Below are 17,172 nucleotides of genomic sequence, written 5' to 3' on the forward strand. Positions count from 1 at the left end.
GGCCATCGGATCGATGCCGGTGCGGCGCGCCACCTCCGGATGGGCCTCGAAGGCCACCACCAGGTCCCGGGCCTGCTCCAGCACCCGGCGCGCACCGCGCAGCACCGCCAGCTCCTGGCCCTCGACATCGATCTTCAGCATCACGCTGCCCTGGGCCAGCTCGGCTGCGGCGGGCAGCTCGGCATCGAGCGTGCTCACCTCGATCGGGCCGCTCGAGTCAGGCGCCAGGAACATCGCGTCCGGCGACGGGTCATGCGCGGGCGAGTGCAGGGCGCCGCGCCCATGCCAGTCGCTGACCGCCCGGGGCAGGCAGCGCGCGCGCTCACCGAAGCGGGCCAGATTGGCCTGCAGCAGCGTGAACATGTGCGGATTGGGCTCGAAGGCCAGCCAGGCGTCTGGTGGCTGCTCGGCCTGGGCCATGCGCAGCGAGAACAGTCCGAAGCTGGCGCCGCAGTCGACGAAGCGGATGGGGCGGGGCAGCACCGCCAGCAGCGACTGCATCTGGTCGACGAAGGCCTGCTCGTAGCCGAGCAGCAGCTCCTCGTCCCAGAGGTTGTCGGTGAACAGCGGCGTGTCGATGTGCAGCGACGGCGAGAGCCGGTAGCGCACCACCTGCTGCGCCAGGCCCGGCCGGACCAGCCGGTCGAACAGCAGGCTGCTGCCGCGCCAGCGGCGCCGGATCAGCGCCAGGCCGATCCGGTAGGCCAGCGGCGCTTGGAGGAGAGGGTCATGAGGGCTGGATGCGGTCAGGCTCATCTCTCGGGCGGTAAGGAGGTTGCGGAAGGCGGGCGGTGCGATTCCGCCTGGTGCCGTCCGGTTCCCCTGTTCCCGCCTGAGGGCGCCTGTCAGCCTTCGACGACGGGAATCTTGCCGATCCTGGCCTGCCAGACCTTCGGCCCTTCGATGTGGGCCGAGGTGCCGCCGGCGTCCACCGCCACCGTCACCGGCATGTCGACGACGTCGAACTCGTAGATCGCTTCCATGCCCAGATCGGCGAAGCCCACCACCTTGGCGGCCTTGATGGCCTTCGAGACGAGGTAGGCGCTGCCGCCGACCGCCATCAGGTACGCGCTCTTGTGGTTCTTGATCGCCTCGATGGCGACCGGGCCACGCTCGGCCTTGCCCACCATCGCGATCAGGCCGGTCTTGGCCAGCATCATCTCGGTGAACTTGTCCATGCGGGTGGCGGTGGTCGGGCCGGCCGGACCGACGACTTCGTCGCGCACCGGGTCGACCGGGCCGACGTAGTAGATGACGCGGTTGGTGAAGTCCACCGGCAGCGGTTCGCCCTTGGCCAGCATGTCCTGGATGCGCTTGTGTGCGGCATCGCGGCCGGTGAGCATCTTGCCGTTGAGCAGCAGCGTCTGGCCCGGCGTCCAGCTGGCCACTTCGGCCGGGGTCAGCGTGTTCAGGTCGACGCGCTTGCTCTTGTTGTAGTCGGGCGCCCAGTTGACGTTGGGCCACAGGTCCAGGCTCGGCGGGTCCAGGTAGACCGGGCCGGAGCCGTCCATCACGAAGTGCGCGTGGCGGGTGGCGGCGCAGTTCGGGATCATCGCGATCGGCTTGGAGGCCGCGTGCGTCGGGTAGGTCTTGATCTTGACGTCCAGCACCGTCGTCAGGCCGCCCAGGCCTTGCGCGCCGATGCCCAGCGCGTTGACCTTCTCGTACAGCTCGATGCGCAGTTCCTCCAGCTTGTTCTGCGGGCCGCGCTCGAGCAGCTCGTACATGTCGATGTCGTCCATCAGCGCTTCCTTGGCCAGCAGCGCGGCCTTCTCCGCGGTGCCGCCGACGCCGATGCCCAGCATGCCCGGCGGGCACCAGCCCGCGCCCATCGTCGGCACGGTCTTGAGCACCCAGTCGACGATGTTGTCCGAGGGGTTGAGCATGTAGACCTTGGACTTGTTCTCCGAGCCGCCGCCCTTGGCCGCGACGATCACGTCCACCTTGTCGCCGGGCACGACTTCCATGAACACCACGGCCGGCGTGTTGTCCTTGGTGTTCCTGCGCTCGAAGATCGGGTCGGAGAGCACCGAGGCGCGCAGCTTGTTGTCCGGGTTGTTGTAGCCGCGGCGCACGCCTTCGTCGATCGCGTCCTGGATCGAGCCGGTGAAGCCCTGCCACTTCACGTCCATGCCGATCTTCAGGAACACGTTGACGATGCCGGTGTCCTGGCAGATCGGGCGGCGGCCCTCGGCGCACATGCGGCTGTTGGTCAGGATCTGCGCGATCGCGTCCTTGGCGGCCGGGCTTTCCTCGCGCTCGTAGGCGCGCGCCAGATGGGCGATGTAGTCGGCCGGATGGTAGTAGCTGATGTACTGGAGGGCGGCGGCGACCGATTCGATCAGGTCGTCCTGGCGGATGATGGTCATGGCGGACTGGAGCTTTCTGGGTCGGGGTGACGGGCTGGCATCGACTGGGCCGCGATCCTGCGCCATCCGACTTGCATCAATCTGGCACAGTCGGCGACACGCTCGGGCATCGCCGGGCGGGGTCCGGTCAGACCGGCGAGTTTACTCAAGCCGGCTGCGGTCGATTCCGGACCGGCCTCGGATGGATTTCGGATCCATCCCGGATCGATCCCGAAAAAGCGGACGGTTCCAGATCTGAAACGCGGCTTTCGGGGGGCTCTTCATCCCGTGGTTCCAAAAAGTACTCAGGTATGCTGATCCGGCGTGTTCTGGTTCACGGAATGCGCGGGGGCGGGGCTCGTTCCTGCTCTTGTTCCGGCAATCCTCTTGTGCGAATGGCATCCCCGCGATGCATCTCTCATGACTCCAGGCGAAGACGACAGCTCCCGCTCCCCTGCCTCAGCCCCTGCCGCTGGCGAGACCGTGTCCGCCCCGGTGCCGGCCCCGGCCCCGTCCGGGCGCCGCTGGCCGGGCATCCTGGCGCGCTGGGGCACCGCGGCGGTGGTGCTGGCCGGCCTGACGCATGTGGCGATGTGGGAGATGCGCACCTCGACGCTGCAGGCGCGCTTCTTCGCCGACTGGGCGGCGCAGCTCGATCATCAGGTCCGCACCGAGCCTGCCACCGCCAGCCGCTATCCGCGCACCGGGCCGAGCGACATCCGCATGGGCTACACCCGCATGCCCGAGTTTCTCGACAGCCTGGCCGGACGCGGCTATGTGCTGACCGCGCAGGCGCAGCAGTCGCCTGCGCTGCAGGACTTCATGGACCGCGGCTTCTTCCCGCCCTATCCGGAGCGGATGCAGGCCGGGCTGCGGGTGCTGGACTGCCGCGGCGAGCCGCTGTTTCGCTCGCGCTTCCCGCTGCACACCTATGCCGGCGAGGCGCAGGTGCCACCGGTGGTCGCACGCATGCTCGGCTTCATCGAGAACCGCGAGGTGCTCGACGAGAGCGAGCCGCTTCACAACCCGGCCATCGAGTGGACCCGGCTGGGCAAGGCGGTGGTCGATCAGGTCATCGCGGTCGCCGACGACGACCATGCCGCCGCCGGCGGCAGCACGCTGGCGACGCAGACCGAGAAGTTCCGCCATTCGCCGGAGGGGCGCACCGCCTCGGCGCATGACAAGTACCTGCAGATGGTCTCGGCCTCGGTGCGGGCCTACCGCGACGGCGAGAACACGGTGGCGGCGCGCCGGCGCATCCTGCTCGACTATCTCAACAGCCTGCCGCTGGGCGCGCAGCGCGGCTGGGGCGAGGTGCATGGCGTCAACGACGGCCTGCAGGCCTGGTACGGCGCGGATGTCGAGGCCAGCAACCGGCTGCTGGCCCAGCCCTCCGACCAGGCCGAGGGCCTGGCCGAGCGCGGCCTGGCGCTGCGCCGCATGCTCAGCCTGCTGATCGCGCAGCGCCGCCCGGCGCATTATTTCGGCCCGGGCCACGAGCAGCTGATGGCGATGACCGCCAGCTATCTGCGCCTGCTCGCGGCCGAGGGCATCATCGGCCCGGGCCTGCGCGATGCGGCGCTGGCCGCGCCGCTGCAGGTGCAGCACGCCCATGCCGGCGCGATCCCGAACCTGGAGTTCGGCGAGCGCAATGCCTCCTCGCTGCTGCGGGTGCAGCTGTCGGGGCTGCTGAACACCCCGCGCCTGTACGAGCTCGACCGCTTCGACCTGAGCGCCTCGAGTCCGCTCGACGGCCACCTGCAGCGCGAGATCACCGAGCGGCTGCACCGGCTGCGCGATCCGGCCTTCGCCCGCGAGGCCGGCCTGCTGGGCTTCCAGCTGCTGGAGAAGGGCGACCCGTCGAAGCTGCTCTACAGCTTCACGCTCTACGAGCGGGGCGAGGGCGCCAACTTCGTGCGGGTGCAGACCGACAACCTCGACCAGCCCTTCGACATCAACGGCAGCGCCAAGCTCGAGCTGGGCTCGACCGCCAAGCTGCGCACGCTGGCGACCTATCTGGACATCATCGCCGAGCTGCACCGGGAATACGCCGGCATGAAGCGCGCGCAGCTCGCCGAGGTCGAGGTCGGCGCGAAGGACCGGCTGAGCCGCTGGGCGATCGACTGGCTGTCGACCACCGAGGACCGCTCGCTGGCGGCGATGCTCGAGGCGGCGATGCAGCGCCGCTATTCCGCCAGCCCCGGCGAGCGCTTCTTCACCGGCGGCGGCGCGCACACCTTCTCCAACTTCAATGCCGCCGACAACGGCCGGCTGGCGACGCTGCACGAGTCGCTGCGCGATTCGCTCAATCTGCCCTTCATCCGGCTGATGCGCGACATCGTCTACCACCACATGTACCACGCCTCGAGCGATGCCAGCGACATCCTCGAGGGCGACGACGACAACCCGCGCCGCCAGGAACTGCTCAAGCTCTTCATCAACAAGGAAGGGCGGCAGTTCATGCGCAAGTTCTACCAGCGCCACCATGGCAAGACGCCGGCCGAGGTGCTCGACCGTCTGGCCGAGAGCGTCAACCGCACCGCGCCGCGGCTGGCGGTGATCTACCGCTCGGTCGAGCCGGAGGGCTCGCAGGCCGACTTCTCCGCCTACATCCGCCGCCACCTGCCGGGCGCGGCGCTGGCCGACGACTACCTCGAGACGCTCTACAAGCGCCATGCGCCGGGCAACTACTCGCTGGCCGACCGCGGCTACCTGGCGCGGCTGCATCCGCTGGAGCTGTGGGTGGCTTCCTATCTGCGCCAGCATCCGCAGGCCGAGCTGGCGCAGGTGCTCGACGCCGGCGCGACCGAGCGCGAGCAGTCCTATGCCTGGCTGATGCGCAGCAAGGCCCGGCGTGGCCAGAACAGCCGCATCCTGCAGCTGCTGGAGGCCGAGGCCTTCGCGAAGATCCATGCGCAGTGGAAGAAGGTGGGCTTCCCCTTCGACACGCTGGTGCCGTCCTATGCCACCTCCATCGGCAGCTCCGGCGACCGGCCGGCGGCGCTGGCCGAGCTGATGGGCATCATCGTCAACGATGGCCTGCGGCTGCCGACCGTGCACATCGACCGGCTGCATTTCGCCGCGGGTTCGCCCTACGAGGCGGCGCTGCGGCGCGCACCCTCGGCGGGCGAGCAGGTGATGGCGCCGGAGGTGGCGGCCACGCTGCGCCGCGCGCTGGGTCTGGTGGTCAGCGAAGGCACCGCACGGCGGCTCAAGGGCGTGCTGGATGTCGACGGGCAGGCGCCGCTGCCGATCGGCGGCAAGACCGGCACCGGCGACAACCGGCTCAACACCTACACCCGTGGCGGCGGCCTGGCCGCCTCCCGGGTCACCAGCCGCACCGCGACCTTCGTGTTCTATCTGGGGCCGCGCCATTTCGGCACGCTGACCGCCTTCGTGCTCGGGCCCGAGGCCGGAGGCTACAAGTTCACCAGCGCGCTGCCGACGCAGATCCTGAAGTCGATGGCGCCGCTGCTCCAGCCGGTGCTGGCCGGTCAGGCCGAGGCCAGCTGCCCGGCGGCGCCGTCGGGCACGGCGCTGGCCGTCCGGGCGCCCTGAGCGGATCGCCGCGGCCTGGGCGGCCTCAGTGGCCCGCGCCGCCGTGCGGCGCGGCCGGCACCGGATGCATGATCCGGTCGGCGGTGGCGATCGCGATGGCCGAGAACAGGAAGGCCACATGGATCACCGTCTGCCACAGCAGCACCTTGTCGCTGTAGTTCTCGGCGTTGATGAAGGTCTTGAGCAGATGGATCGAGCTGATGCCGATGATCGCGGTGGCCAGCTTGACCTTCAGCACCGAGGCGTTGACATGGTCGAGCCACTCCGGCTGGTCCGGATGGCCCTCCAGGTTCAGCCGCGACACGAAGGTCTCGTAGCCGCCGACGATCACCATGATCAGCAGGTTGGAGATCATCACCACGTCGATCAGGCCGAGCACCACCAGCATGATGACGGTCTCGTTCAGGCCGGTGACCGGCGCATTGCTCTTGTAGCCGATGCTCTGCACCAGGATGTCGAGCGCATGCTGGTTGCCGAAGGCCGCCTCGATCAGATGGACCAGCTCCTTCCAGAACTGGAACACGTAGACGCCCTGGGCCAGGATCAGGCCGAGGTAGAGCGGCAGCTGCAGCCAGCGGCTGGCGAAGATCAGGCGCGACAGCGGATTGCTGCCGGAGCGGGAGAGCTCGGAGGGATTCTTGTGGGGCATGAGCGAGCGCGAAGCGACGTGAAGGAAAAGGGAACGGGCGAGGTCAGGCCGCGTGGCCAATCTGTCGATCAGGGTTTGTCCTGGGGTTGTGCCATGAATTGCAGTGACGACCGACAGCATCCAGGGATCGGTGTGTCGCGGTGAATTCAGGGAAAACCAGCGGATTCTAGGCGGGTAGGCGTGTCAGGATGAAGCGCATCGCCGTGCGCGGCCTGTGCGCTGGGGTTAACACGGCGGGAACGGGATTTGCAAAGTAAGGGCTTCGTAAGAGCCCCTGCCTACTGTCAGGTCCGGCACTTTTTCACCGCAGGAGACACGCGTGACCCAAGCCGAGAATACCCCCGATACCAAGATCTATCAGCCGTCCGAGGCCTTTGTCGCCAACGCTGCGGTTTCCGGCATGGCCGCCTACGAGGCGCTGTGCGCCAAGGCCGAAGCGGATTACGAAGGTTACTGGGCCGATCTGGCCCGCGAGCTGATCAGCTGGAAGACGCCGTTCACCAAGACGCTGAACCAGGCCGAGGCGCCGTTCTTCAAGTGGTTCGAGGACGGCACGCTGAACGCCTCCTACAACTGCCTGGACCGCAACGTCGAGCGCGGTCTGGGCGACAAGACCGCCATCATCTTCGAGGCCGACGGCGGCGAAGTCACCAAGGTCAGCTACAGCGAGCTGCTGGCCAGGACCTGCCGCATCGCCAACGGCCTGAAGAGCCTGGGCATCGGCAAGGGCGACCGCGTCGTCATCTACATCGCGATGTCGATCGACGGCGTGGCGGCGATGCAGGCCTGCGCCCGCATCGGCGCGACCCACTCGGTGGTGTTCGGCGGCTTCTCGGCGCAGTCCCTGCGCGACCGCATCGAGGACACCGGTGCCAAGGCGGTCATCACCGCCGACTGCCAGGTGCGCGGCGGCAAGAAGCTGCCGCTGAAGGCGATCGTCGACGAGGCGCTGGCGATGCCGGGCTGCGAGAAGATCGAGAAGGTGCTGGTGGTCAACCGCGCCGACGCCGCCGTCACGATGAAGGACGGCCGCGATGTGTGGATGCACGAGCTGGTCGCCAGCCAGCCCGACACCTGCGAGCCGGAATGGGTCGATGCCGAGCATCCGCTGTTCCTGCTCTATACCTCGGGCTCGACCGGCAAGCCCAAGGGCGTGCAGCACTGCACCGGCGGCTACCTGCTGCACGCGGCGCTGACCTGCAAGTGGACCTTCGACCTGAAGCAGGACGATGTCTTCTGGTGCACCGCCGACATCGGCTGGGTCACGGGCCACACCTACATCACCTACGGCCCGCTCGCGCTGGGCGGCACCGAGATCGTGTTCGAGGGCGTGCCGACCTACCCGGACGCCGGCCGCTTCTGGAAGATGATCCAGGACCACAAGGTCTCGATCTTCTACACCGCGCCGACCGCGATCCGCTCGCTGATCAAGGCCGCCGAGTCGAACGACGCCGTCCACCCGAAGAGCTACGACCTCTCCAGCCTGCGCCTGCTGGGCTCGGTGGGCGAGCCGATCAATCCGGCCGCCTGGGAGTGGTACTACCAGCACGTCGGCGGCAGCCGCTGCCCGATCGTCGACACCTTCTGGCAGACCGAGACCGGCGGCCACATGATCACCCCGCTGCCGGGTGCCACGCCGATGGTGCCGGGCTCGTGCACGCTGCCCTTCCCGGGCATCCAGTTCGCGGTGGTCGACGAGACCGGCAACGAGCTGCCCTGGGGCAAGGGCGGCATCCTGGTCTGCAAGAAGCCCTGGCCGTCGATGATCCGCACCATCTGGGGCGACCCGGAGCGCTTCAAGAAGTCCTACTACCCGGAAGACTTCAAGGGTCAGCTCTACCTCGCCGGCGACGGCGCGATCCGCGACGCCAAGACCGGCTACTTCACCATCACCGGCCGCATCGACGACGTGCTGAACGTCTCCGGCCACCGCATGGGCACGATGGAGATCGAGTCGGCGCTGGTGAGCTGCACCGACCTGGTCGCCGAGGCCGCGGTCGTCGGCCGTCCGGACGAGACCACCGGCGAGGCGGTCTGCGCCTTCGTCGTGCTCAAGCGTCCGCTGCCCTCGGGCGACGAGGCCAAGGCCATCGCCAAGCAGCTGCGCGACCATGTCGGCCGCGAGATCGGTCCGATCGCCAAGCCCAAGGACATCCGCTTCGGCGAGAACCTGCCCAAGACCCGCTCGGGCAAGATCATGCGCCGCCTGCTGCGCTCGCTGGCCAAGGGCGAGGCCATCACGCAGGACACCTCGACGCTGGAGAATCCGGCGATCCTGGGTCAGCTGGGTCAGGCGTACTGATCTGGCGCCGCAGTCCGCCCGGCCCGTGTGACGCGGGCCGGAAAGCACAAAGCCCCGCATCGCGGGGCTTTTTCGTTTCGTCGAGCTGTCCGTCGAGTTGTCGTCGGCGCGTCAGCGCATCGGTTCAGCCCGCGATCCGGCTCACTTCGTGCTCAGCACCCAGGCGGCCAGCGCCTTGGCCTCGTCCGGGGTGACGTTGTTGGCCGGCATCGGGATCTGGCCCCAGACGCCGACGCCGCCCTTGACGATCTTGTCGGCCAGCTTGGCAGCGGCCGTCTTGTCGCCGGCGTACTTGGCGGCGACATCCTTGTAGGCCGGGCCGACCAGCTTCTTGTCGACCGCATGGCAGGCCATGCAGTTCTTCTTGGCGGCCAGATCGGCGCTGGCGAAGGCCGGGCTGGTCAGCGTGACGGCGGCCAGGGCGGCGAGGGCGAACAGAGGCTTCATCGGGAGTTCCTGTCTGAGGGTGGGTTGGGGAAAATGGCAGGCGAACGGGAAACCAGGCGTGAAGACGGTCCTGAAATGCAACCGCTTCGTCGCATCCACAACGATTCTAGAAGCCGGCACGCTGACATGCCTTGATGCAGCCCCGGAGAATTCAGGCTTCCGAGCCTATGCTGGTCAACTGGACAACACGCTCGGGCGACGGATCCTGCACTGGCGTTGCACAAGGGAGAACAAGATGGCACTGATGATTCTCGGCCTGGCCCTGATCGCGCTGAAGGCGCTGGGCCTGGCGCCGGTCTCCGGCTGGGACTGGTGGCTGGTGATCGCGCCGCTGGCGCTGGCGCCGCTTTGGTGGTGGTTCTCCGACCTGAGCGGGCGCACCCGACGTCTCGAGGAGCAGCGCCACGAGGCACGCCGGCAGGCACGTCGGCGCTCGACCATCGCCTCGCTCGGCCGGCGTCACTGAGGCGCGCGCCGCGCAGGCCCTGCGGGCGGATGCAAGGCACCGGCAGGTTCCGGCCCTTATCATCCGCGCCATGCTGATCCATCCTCAATTCGATCCGGTCGCGCTTGCGCTCGGCCCCGTCCAGATCCACTGGTACGGTCTGACCTATCTGGCCGCCTTCGGCCTGTTCTACTGGCTGGCCACCCGCCGCATTCTTCAGCCGGTCTATGCCGCACGCGGCTGGACCCCACGCGAGGTCGAGGACCTGCTGTTCTACGGCATCGTCGGCGTCATCCTGGGCGGGCGCCTCGGCTATGTGCTGTTCTACAAGCCGGCACACTATCTGGCCCACCCGATGGAGGTGTTCGCGGTCTGGAAGGGCGGCATGGCCTTTCATGGCGGCCTGCTGGGCGTGATTGCCGCGATGGCGGTGTTCGCCTGGGTGCGCAAGCGCGGATTCTTCGAGGTCACCGATCTGGTCGCGCCCTGCGTGCCGACCGGGCTGGCCTGCGGCCGGCTGGGCAACTTCATCAACGGCGAGCTCTGGGGCCGCGCGGCCGATGCGTCGCTGCCCTGGGCGATGGTCTTTCCGCAGTCGGGCAGCGAGCTGGCCCGCCATCCCTCGCAGATCTACCAGTTCCTGCTGGAGGGGCTGCTGCTGTTCGTCATCCTGTGGCTGTATGGCCGCAGTCACGGCGCGCACCACCGCGCCGACGGCACGGTGGTCTGGGGCCGGGTCTCGGGCCTGTTCCTGATCGGCTACGGGCTGTTCCGCTTCATCGCCGAGTATTTCCGCGAGCCCGACAGCTTCCTGGGCCTGCTGGCGCTGAATCTCAGCATGGGCCAGTGGCTGTGCGTGCCGATGATGGTGGCCGGCGCCCTGATCTGGGCCTGGGCCGGGAGGCGCGCATGAGTGCCGCTCCGCTGCGGGTGCTGGGCATCGAGTCTTCCTGCGACGAGACCGGCGTGGCGCTGGTCGAGCTGCCCGAGGGCGCGGCCGGCGCGGCCGCGCCGCGGCTGCTCGCGCATGCGCTGCACAGCCAGATCGACATGCACCAGGCCTACGGCGGCGTGGTGCCGGAGCTGGCCTCGCGCGATCACATCCGCCGCGTCGTGCCGCTGCTGCGCGAGACGCTGGCCGGTGCCGGCCTCGGGCTGGAGGCGGTCGATGTCGTCGCGCACACCCGCGGGCCCGGCCTGGCCGGCGCGCTGCTGGTGGGCACCGGCGCGGCCTGCGCGCTGGCGATGGCGCTGGACCGGCCGGTGCTGGGCGTGCATCACCTGGAGGGCCACCTGCTGTCGCCCTTCCTCTCGGCCGATCCGCCGGAGTTCCCGTTCGTCGCGCTGCTGGTCTCGGGCGGGCACACCCAGCTGATGCGGGTCGACGGCGTCGGCCGCTACCAGCTGCTCGGCGAGACCATCGACGACGCCGCCGGCGAGGCCTTCGACAAGTCGGCCAAGATGCTCGGTCTGGGCTATCCCGGCGGGCCGGCACTGGCGCGGCTGGCCGAGCAGGGCGATCCGCAGGCCTACCGGCTGCCGCGGCCGCTGCTGCGCGGCGATCTGCTCGACTTCTCGTTCGCCGGGCTGAAGACGGCCGTCTGGACCCAGCTGGCGAAGATCGACGCCGGCGAGGATGCGGCCGGCGACGGCCATGCGCAGGAACGCGCCGATCTGGCCGCCTCGACCCAGGCGGCGATCGTCGAGGTGCTGGTGGCCAAGTCGCTGCTGGCGCTGAAGCAGACCGGGCTGAAGCGCCTGGTGGTGGCCGGCGGCGTCGGCGCCAACCGCCAGCTGCGCGCCGACCTGGACGCGCAGTGCCGCCGCCGCGGCGTGCGGGTGCACTATCCCGAGCTGCATCTGTGCACCGACAACGGCGCGATGATCGCGCTGGCCGCGGCGATGCGGCTGCAGTCCGGCCAGGCCGAGGCGCGGCGCCAGTACGACTTCGATGTCCGCCCGCGCTGGGATCTGGCCAGCGTCTGATCCGCCTCTGTTTCTGATGTCCAGGATGAACTTCCGTCTGAATGTCGTTGTGCGCGCTGCTCTGGCCGGTGCGCTGCTCGGCCTGTGTGCCGTGGCCCAGGCCGCCGAGCCGGTGCGGCTGGCGCTGATCGAGGGCCTGTCGGGCCCGTTCGCCAATGCCGGCGAGGCGGTGGCGCGCAATCTGGGCTGGGCGATCGAGCGGGTCAATGCCCGTGGCGGCGTGAAGCTGCCCGGCGGCGCGCGCCCGCTGGAGCTGGTGCGCATGGACAGCAAGGGCTCGACCGAGGAGGCGCTGGCGCTGCTGCGCGCGGCCACCGACCAGGCCGTGCCGGTGGTGATGCAGGGCAACAGCTCGGCGGTGGCGGCTGCGCTGGTCGAGGCGCTCAACCGCCACAACGCCCGCGAGCCCCAGCGTCGCGCGCTGTTCCTCAACTACGCCGCGGTCGATCCGGTGCTGACCAACGAGAAGTGCAGCCCCTGGCATTTCCGCTTCGACGCGCATGCCGACATGCGCCTGTCGGCGCTGGTCGATGTGCTGCAGCAGGACAGCGCGCTGCGCAGCATCTACCTGATCGGCCAGGACTACAGCTTCGGCCAGCATGTGCTGAAAAGGGGGCGCGAGATGATCGCCGCGCGTCGGCCCGACATCCGCATCGCCGGCGAGGAGCTGCATCCGGTCGGCCGCATCAAGGACTTCCTGCCCTACGCGACCAAGATCAAGGCCAGCGGCGCGCAGGCGGTGCTGACCGGCAACTGGGGCAATGACCTGACGCTGCTGATCAAGGCCGCGCGCGATGTCGGCTTCGAGGGCAGGTTCTACACCTTCTACGGCAATGCGCTGGGCGTGCCGGCCACGCTGGGCGAGAGCGGGGCAGGGCGGGTGCTCGCGGTGGCGGAGTGGCATCCGAATGTCGGCGACAAGGCCTCCGAGGCGCTGGTGCAGGCCTTCCGCCAGCGCTTCCCGAAGCCGCAGGACGACTATCTGCACCTGCGCATGCAGGTGATGGTCGAGATGCTGGCGCAGGCGATCGAGCGCGCCGGCTCGCTGGACGCGACCGCGGTCGCGCGTGCGCTGTCGGGCGCGCGCTTCGACGGCCGGGCGCTTGGCGGCCTGGGCGCGGGCCGGATGCGCGCCGCCGACCACCAGTTCATCCAGCCGCTCTATGTCAGCACGATGCAGAAGGCCGGCAGCGAGGGCGTCCGCTTCGATGTCGAGGGCAGCGGCTACGGCTTCCGCACCGTGCGCTATCTCGAGCCGGATCAGACGGCGCAGCCGCATTCGTGCAAGATGGCCCCCATCTGAAATTTCCCGTCGGGAGCCCTGGTGCGCGCGCTGATCGCCGACCTTCCCGCCTCGCGCATCCGCGAGGTCGCCGATGCCGGCCTGGGCCGCTCCGACGTGCTGGCTTTCTGGTTCGGCGAGAGCGACGAGATCACGCCGGTGCCGGTGCGCGATGCGGCTGTGACCTCGATCGAGGCCGGCGAGACCTTCTACTCGCCCAATCTCGGTCTGCCGGAGCTGCGCTCGGCGCTGGCCGCGCAGGTCTCGCGGCTGCATGCGCCGCCGTTGCCGATCGGGTCGGAGCGGGTCGCGGTGACGTCCTCGGGCGTGAGCGCGCTGATGCTGGCGCAGCAGGCGCTGGTCGAGGCCGGCGACGAGGTGGTGGTGGTCGTGCCGGTCTGGCCCAATCTGGCTGCGCAGCCGGCGATCCTGGGCGCGCGGGTGCGCCGGGTGAGCCTGCGTGCGGGGGCGGGCGGCGTCTGGTCGCTCGATCTGGATGCGCTGCTCGCCGCCGTCACGCCGGCCACGCGGGTGCTGATCGTCAACGCGCCGAACAACCCGACCGGCTGGACGATGAGCCGCGCCGAGCAGCAGGCGCTGCTGGCGCACTGCCGCCGCACCGGCACCTGGATCGTCGCCGACGAGGTCTACGAGCGGCTGCATTACCCGCAGGATCCGCCGCCCGCCGGCTCGGCCGAGGCGGTGCGGCTGTGCGCGCCGAGCTTTCTCGACATCGCCGCGCCCGACGACCGGCTGATCGTCATCCACAGCTTCTCGAAGAGCTTCCTGATGACCGGCTGGCGCCTGGGCAGCCTGATCGTGCCCGAGGCGCTGATGCCGCACATCGCCAAGCTGATCGAGTTCAACACCTCCTGCGCGCCGGTCTTCGTGCAGCGCGCCGGGCTGGCGGCGCTGGCGGCCGCGCCCGAGGCGGTGCCGGCGCTGCAGGCGCGGCTGCGGCTGTGCCGCGACACGCTGGTCGACGCACTGCAGGCGCTGCCCCGCGTCGAGGTCGCGCGTCCCGACGGCGCGATGTACGCCTTCCTGCGCATCGAGGGCGAGCCCGACTCGCTGGCGCTGGCGCGCCGCCTGGTGGCCGAGCATGGCCTGGGTCTGGCGCCGGGCTCGGCCTTCGGGCCGGAGGGCGAGGGCTGGCTGCGGTGGTGCTTTGCGTCACGCCAGCCGCAGCGGCTGCTGGCCGGGGTCGATCGGCTGGCGCGCGCCTTGGCGCTATAATGGCGGGCTTCGCCGGTTCAGGCTGGCGGGGACCACACGGCGCGGATCGGTTCCATCCGCGACCGCAAGTCAAACCATCAATCCGGAACCGAAGGAAACGCACATGTCCGAGATCAACAAGGCCGAGATCGTCGCCGCCAACGCCCGCGGCGCTGCCGACACCGGCTCTCCTGAAGTCCAGGTCGCGCTGCTGACCGCGCGCATCAACCACCTGACCCCGCACTTCAAGGCCAACAAGAAGGACCACCACGGTCGTCGCGGCCTGCTGCGCATGGTCAGCCGCCGTCGCAAGCTGCTGGACTACCTGAAGGCCAAGGACGCCGACCGCTATGTCGCGCTGATCCAGAAGCTGGGCCTGCGCAAGTAATCTGCGCATGCATGCGAAGAGCCTGTCTGGATCAGCCAGCACAGGCTCTTTGTTTTTCTGAATTCCCGACGTCCCTCTTCCCAGTTCCTCATCAGTCCCTTCGGTCGCGCGTGGGCGCTGCTGTGTCATTCCACCGGGGTCGCGCCAGCGGCCTGCGGCCCCGGTGGAATGGCATCCCAGCCGCGGTGACCGGGACCCTCACACGGAAATCCCCTCCATGAGCCTGTTCAACAAAGTCACCAAGACCTTCACCTGGGGCCAGCACACCGTCACGCTGGAAACCGGCGAGATCTCGCGCCAGGCCTCCGGCGCCGTCATCGTCAACATCGACGATACCGTGGTGCTGGCCACCGTGGTCGGCGCCAAGGGCGCCAAGCCGGGCCAGGACTTCTTCCCGCTGACCGTCGACTACATCGAGAAGACCTACGCTGCCGGCAAGATCCCGGGCAGCTTCTTCAAGCGCGAGGCCAAGCCCTCCGAGCTGGAAGTGCTGACCAGCCGCCTGATCGACCGCCCGCTGCGCCCGCTGTTCCCGGAAGGCTTCTACAACGAGGTGCATGTCGTCGTGCACCTGCTGTCGCTGAACCCGGAAGTCTCGGCCGACATCGCCGCGCTGATCGGCTCCAGCGCCGCGCTGGCGATCTCGGGCATTCCGTTCAACGGCCCGGTCGGCGCCGCGCGCGTGGGCTATGTCAACGGCGAGTACGTGCTCAACCCCGGTCCGACGCAGCTGAAGTCCTCCAAGCTGGACCTGGTGGTCGCCGGCACCGAGGCGGCCGTGCTGATGGTCGAGTCCGAGGCCGACCAGCTGTCGGAAGAGGTGATGCTGGGCGGCGTGAGCTTCGGCCACGCCCAGGCCAAGGTGGCGATCGCCGCGATCAACGATCTGGTGCGTGACGCCGGCAAGCCCGACTGGATCGAGTCCGGTCTGTGGACCCCGCCGGCCAAGAACGAGCCGCTGATCGCCAAGGTCGAGGAATTCGGTCTGGCCAGGATCCAGGCTGCCTACCAGATCCGCTCCAAGCAGGCCCGCACCCAGGCCTGCCGCACCGCCTACGCCGAGACCAAGGCCGCGCTGACCGCCGCCGGCGTCGAGTTCGACGGCGTCGAGGTCGACAACCTGCTGTTCGAGCTGGAAGCCAAGACCGTCCGTGGTCAGATCCTGGCCGGCGAGCCGCGCATCGACGGCCGCGACACCCGCACCGTGCGCCCGATCGAGATCCGCACCGGCGTGCTGCCGCGCACCCACGGCTCGGCGCTGTTCACCCGCGGCGAGACGCAGGCCCTGGTCGTCGCGACCCTGGGCACCGACCAGGACGCGCAGCGCATCGACGCGCTGGCCGGCGAGTTCCGCGACACCTTCCTGTTCCACTACAACATGCCCCCGTTCGCCACCGGCGAAGTGGGCCGCATGGGCTCGACCAAGCGCCGCGAGACCGGCCACGGCCGCCTGGCCAAGCGCGCGCTGGTGCCGCTGCTGCCGAACAAGGAAGACTTCGCCTACACCATCCGCGTCGTCTCGGAGATCACCGAGTCCAACGGCTCGTCGTCGATGGCTTCGGTCTGCGGCGGCTGCCTGGCGATGATGGACGCCGGCGTGCCGATGAAGGCGCATGTCGCCGGCATCGCGATGGGCCTGATCAAGGAAGGCAACAAGTTCGCCGTCCTGACCGACATCCTGGGCGACGAGGACCACCTCGGCGACATGGACTTCAAGGTGGCCGGCACCACCGCCGGCGTGACCGCGCTGCAGATGGACATCAAGATCCAGGGCATCACCCCGGAGATCATGCAGGTCGCGCTGGCCCAGGCCAAGGAAGCCCGTCTGCACATCCTGGGCAAGATGACCGAGGCCGTGTCGGGCGCCAACACCGAAGTGTCCGAGTTCGCGCCGCGCCTCTACACCATGAAGATCAATCCGGAGAAGATCCGCGACGTGATCGGCAAGGGCGGCTCGGTCATCCGCGCGCTGACCGAGGAGACCGGCTGCCAGATCGACATCGGCGAGGACGGCACCATCACCATCGCCTCGACCGACGCGGTCAAGGCCGAGGAGGCCAAGAAGCGCATCGCCGACATCACCGCCGAGGCCGAGATCGGCAAGGTCTATGAAGGCCCGGTCACCAAGATCCTGGACTTCGGCGCACTGATCAACATCCTGCCGGGCAAGGACGGCCTGCTGCACATCAGCCAGATCGCGCACCAGCGCGTCGAGAAGGTCACCGACTTCCTGTCGGAAGGCCAGATCGTCAAGGTCAAGGTGCTGGAGACCGACGAGAAGGGCCGCATCAAGCTGTCGATGAAGGCCCTGATCGAGCGTCCGGAAGGCATGGAAGAGGAGCGCTTCGAGCGCGCCCCGCGCCGCGAGTACGGCGACCGCCCGGAGCGTGGCGATCGTGGCCCGCGCCGTGACCGTGCTGACCGTGGCGAGCGCGCCGAGCGTCCGCCGCGTGGCGAGCAGGGCGCTGCGCCGGGCGCCGCCGATGCGCCGGCCGAGCAGCAGCAACAGCAGCAGCAGTGATGCGGGCCTGAGACGCCGCAGCCAGACGCAC

At 69.1% G+C, this 17,172-nt stretch carries 12 protein-coding genes and 1 pseudogene; 9 read left to right on the forward strand and 4 right to left on the reverse strand.

Annotation, left to right across the window (positions count from 1 at the left end; genetic code table 11):
- Window positions 1–48: 48 nt before the first annotated feature.
- Window positions 49–756 (reverse strand): annotated as a pseudogene (locus NFT33_RS19235) (FkbM family methyltransferase); the annotation flags it as partial.
- An 89-nt stretch (window positions 757–845) separates the two neighbouring features.
- A complete protein-coding gene (locus tag NFT33_RS09875; RefSeq protein WP_251675003.1) occupies window positions 846–2,369 on the reverse strand; it encodes a fumarate hydratase in 1,524 nt (507 codons plus the stop codon).
- A 462-nt stretch (window positions 2,370–2,831) separates the two neighbouring features.
- Here NFT33_RS09875 and NFT33_RS09880 point away from each other — a divergent pair, with 462 nt between their 5' ends.
- The gene (locus tag NFT33_RS09880; RefSeq protein ID WP_251675005.1) at window positions 2,832–5,906 is read left to right on the forward strand and encodes a transglycosylase domain-containing protein; all 3,075 of its coding nucleotides are present in this window, start codon (window positions 2,832–2,834) and stop codon (window positions 5,904–5,906) included.
- Between the two features lie 25 nt (window positions 5,907–5,931).
- Here the strand turns inward: NFT33_RS09880 and NFT33_RS09885 are convergent, their stop codons facing one another.
- Window positions 5,932–6,555, reverse strand: coding sequence for a TIGR00645 family protein (locus NFT33_RS09885; protein WP_051632010.1), 624 nt, complete (start codon window positions 6,553–6,555; stop codon window positions 5,932–5,934).
- A gap of 352 nt (window positions 6,556–6,907) precedes the next feature.
- Between NFT33_RS09885 and acs the strand changes: the two genes are divergently transcribed.
- Entirely contained in the window at window positions 6,908–8,857 is a 1,950-nt protein-coding gene (gene acs, locus NFT33_RS09890) for an acetate--CoA ligase (RefSeq protein WP_376744149.1), read from the forward strand.
- A gap of 141 nt (window positions 8,858–8,998) precedes the next feature.
- Here acs and NFT33_RS09895 read toward each other — a convergent pair whose 3' ends face one another.
- Window positions 8,999–9,304, reverse strand: a complete 306-nt coding sequence (locus NFT33_RS09895) for a c-type cytochrome (protein ID WP_220786211.1) — start codon at window positions 9,302–9,304, stop codon at window positions 8,999–9,001.
- A gap of 235 nt (window positions 9,305–9,539) precedes the next feature.
- Between NFT33_RS09895 and NFT33_RS09900 the strand changes: the two genes are divergently transcribed.
- The 7 genes from NFT33_RS09900 to pnp all read left to right on the forward strand — a co-directional run bounded on the left by NFT33_RS09900 (window position 9,540) and on the right by pnp (window position 17,141).
- Window positions 9,540–9,770 (forward strand): TIGR04438 family Trp-rich protein, encoded by a 231-nt coding sequence (locus tag NFT33_RS09900; RefSeq protein WP_180692750.1) that lies wholly within the window; start codon window positions 9,540–9,542, stop codon window positions 9,768–9,770.
- A 70-nt stretch (window positions 9,771–9,840) separates the two neighbouring features.
- Complete coding sequence (gene lgt, locus NFT33_RS09905; RefSeq protein ID WP_251675009.1) at window positions 9,841–10,662, forward strand: prolipoprotein diacylglyceryl transferase; 822 nt, start codon at window positions 9,841–9,843, stop codon at window positions 10,660–10,662.
- Window positions 10,659–11,735: a tRNA (adenosine(37)-N6)-threonylcarbamoyltransferase complex transferase subunit TsaD gene (gene tsaD / locus NFT33_RS09910; RefSeq protein WP_251675011.1), complete on the forward strand. Its 1,077-nt coding sequence runs from the start codon at window positions 10,659–10,661 to the stop codon at window positions 11,733–11,735. Before lgt ends, tsaD begins: the two co-directional genes overlap by 4 nt.
- A gap of 25 nt (window positions 11,736–11,760) precedes the next feature.
- Window positions 11,761–13,038: a branched-chain amino acid ABC transporter substrate-binding protein gene (locus tag NFT33_RS09915; RefSeq protein WP_251675013.1), complete on the forward strand. Its 1,278-nt coding sequence runs from the start codon at window positions 11,761–11,763 to the stop codon at window positions 13,036–13,038.
- A 21-nt stretch (window positions 13,039–13,059) separates the two neighbouring features.
- Entirely contained in the window at window positions 13,060–14,253 is a 1,194-nt protein-coding gene (locus NFT33_RS09920; RefSeq protein WP_251675015.1) for a pyridoxal phosphate-dependent aminotransferase, read from the forward strand.
- Between the two features lie 103 nt (window positions 14,254–14,356).
- Window positions 14,357–14,620 carry a 30S ribosomal protein S15 gene (gene rpsO, locus NFT33_RS09925; RefSeq protein WP_220786216.1) on the forward strand — a complete coding sequence of 88 codons (264 nt, stop codon included), beginning with the start codon at window positions 14,357–14,359 and terminating at the stop codon, window positions 14,618–14,620.
- A gap of 217 nt (window positions 14,621–14,837) precedes the next feature.
- Window positions 14,838–17,141, forward strand: coding sequence for a polyribonucleotide nucleotidyltransferase (pnp, locus tag NFT33_RS09930; protein ID WP_251675018.1), 2,304 nt, complete (start codon window positions 14,838–14,840; stop codon window positions 17,139–17,141).
- The last annotated feature ends 31 nt before the right edge of the window (window positions 17,142–17,172 follow it).

This window comes from Sphaerotilus sp. FB-3, from assembly GCF_023706025.1.
In the GTDB taxonomy this organism is placed as follows: Bacteria; Pseudomonadota; Gammaproteobacteria; order Burkholderiales; family Burkholderiaceae_C; genus Sphaerotilus; species Sphaerotilus sulfidivorans.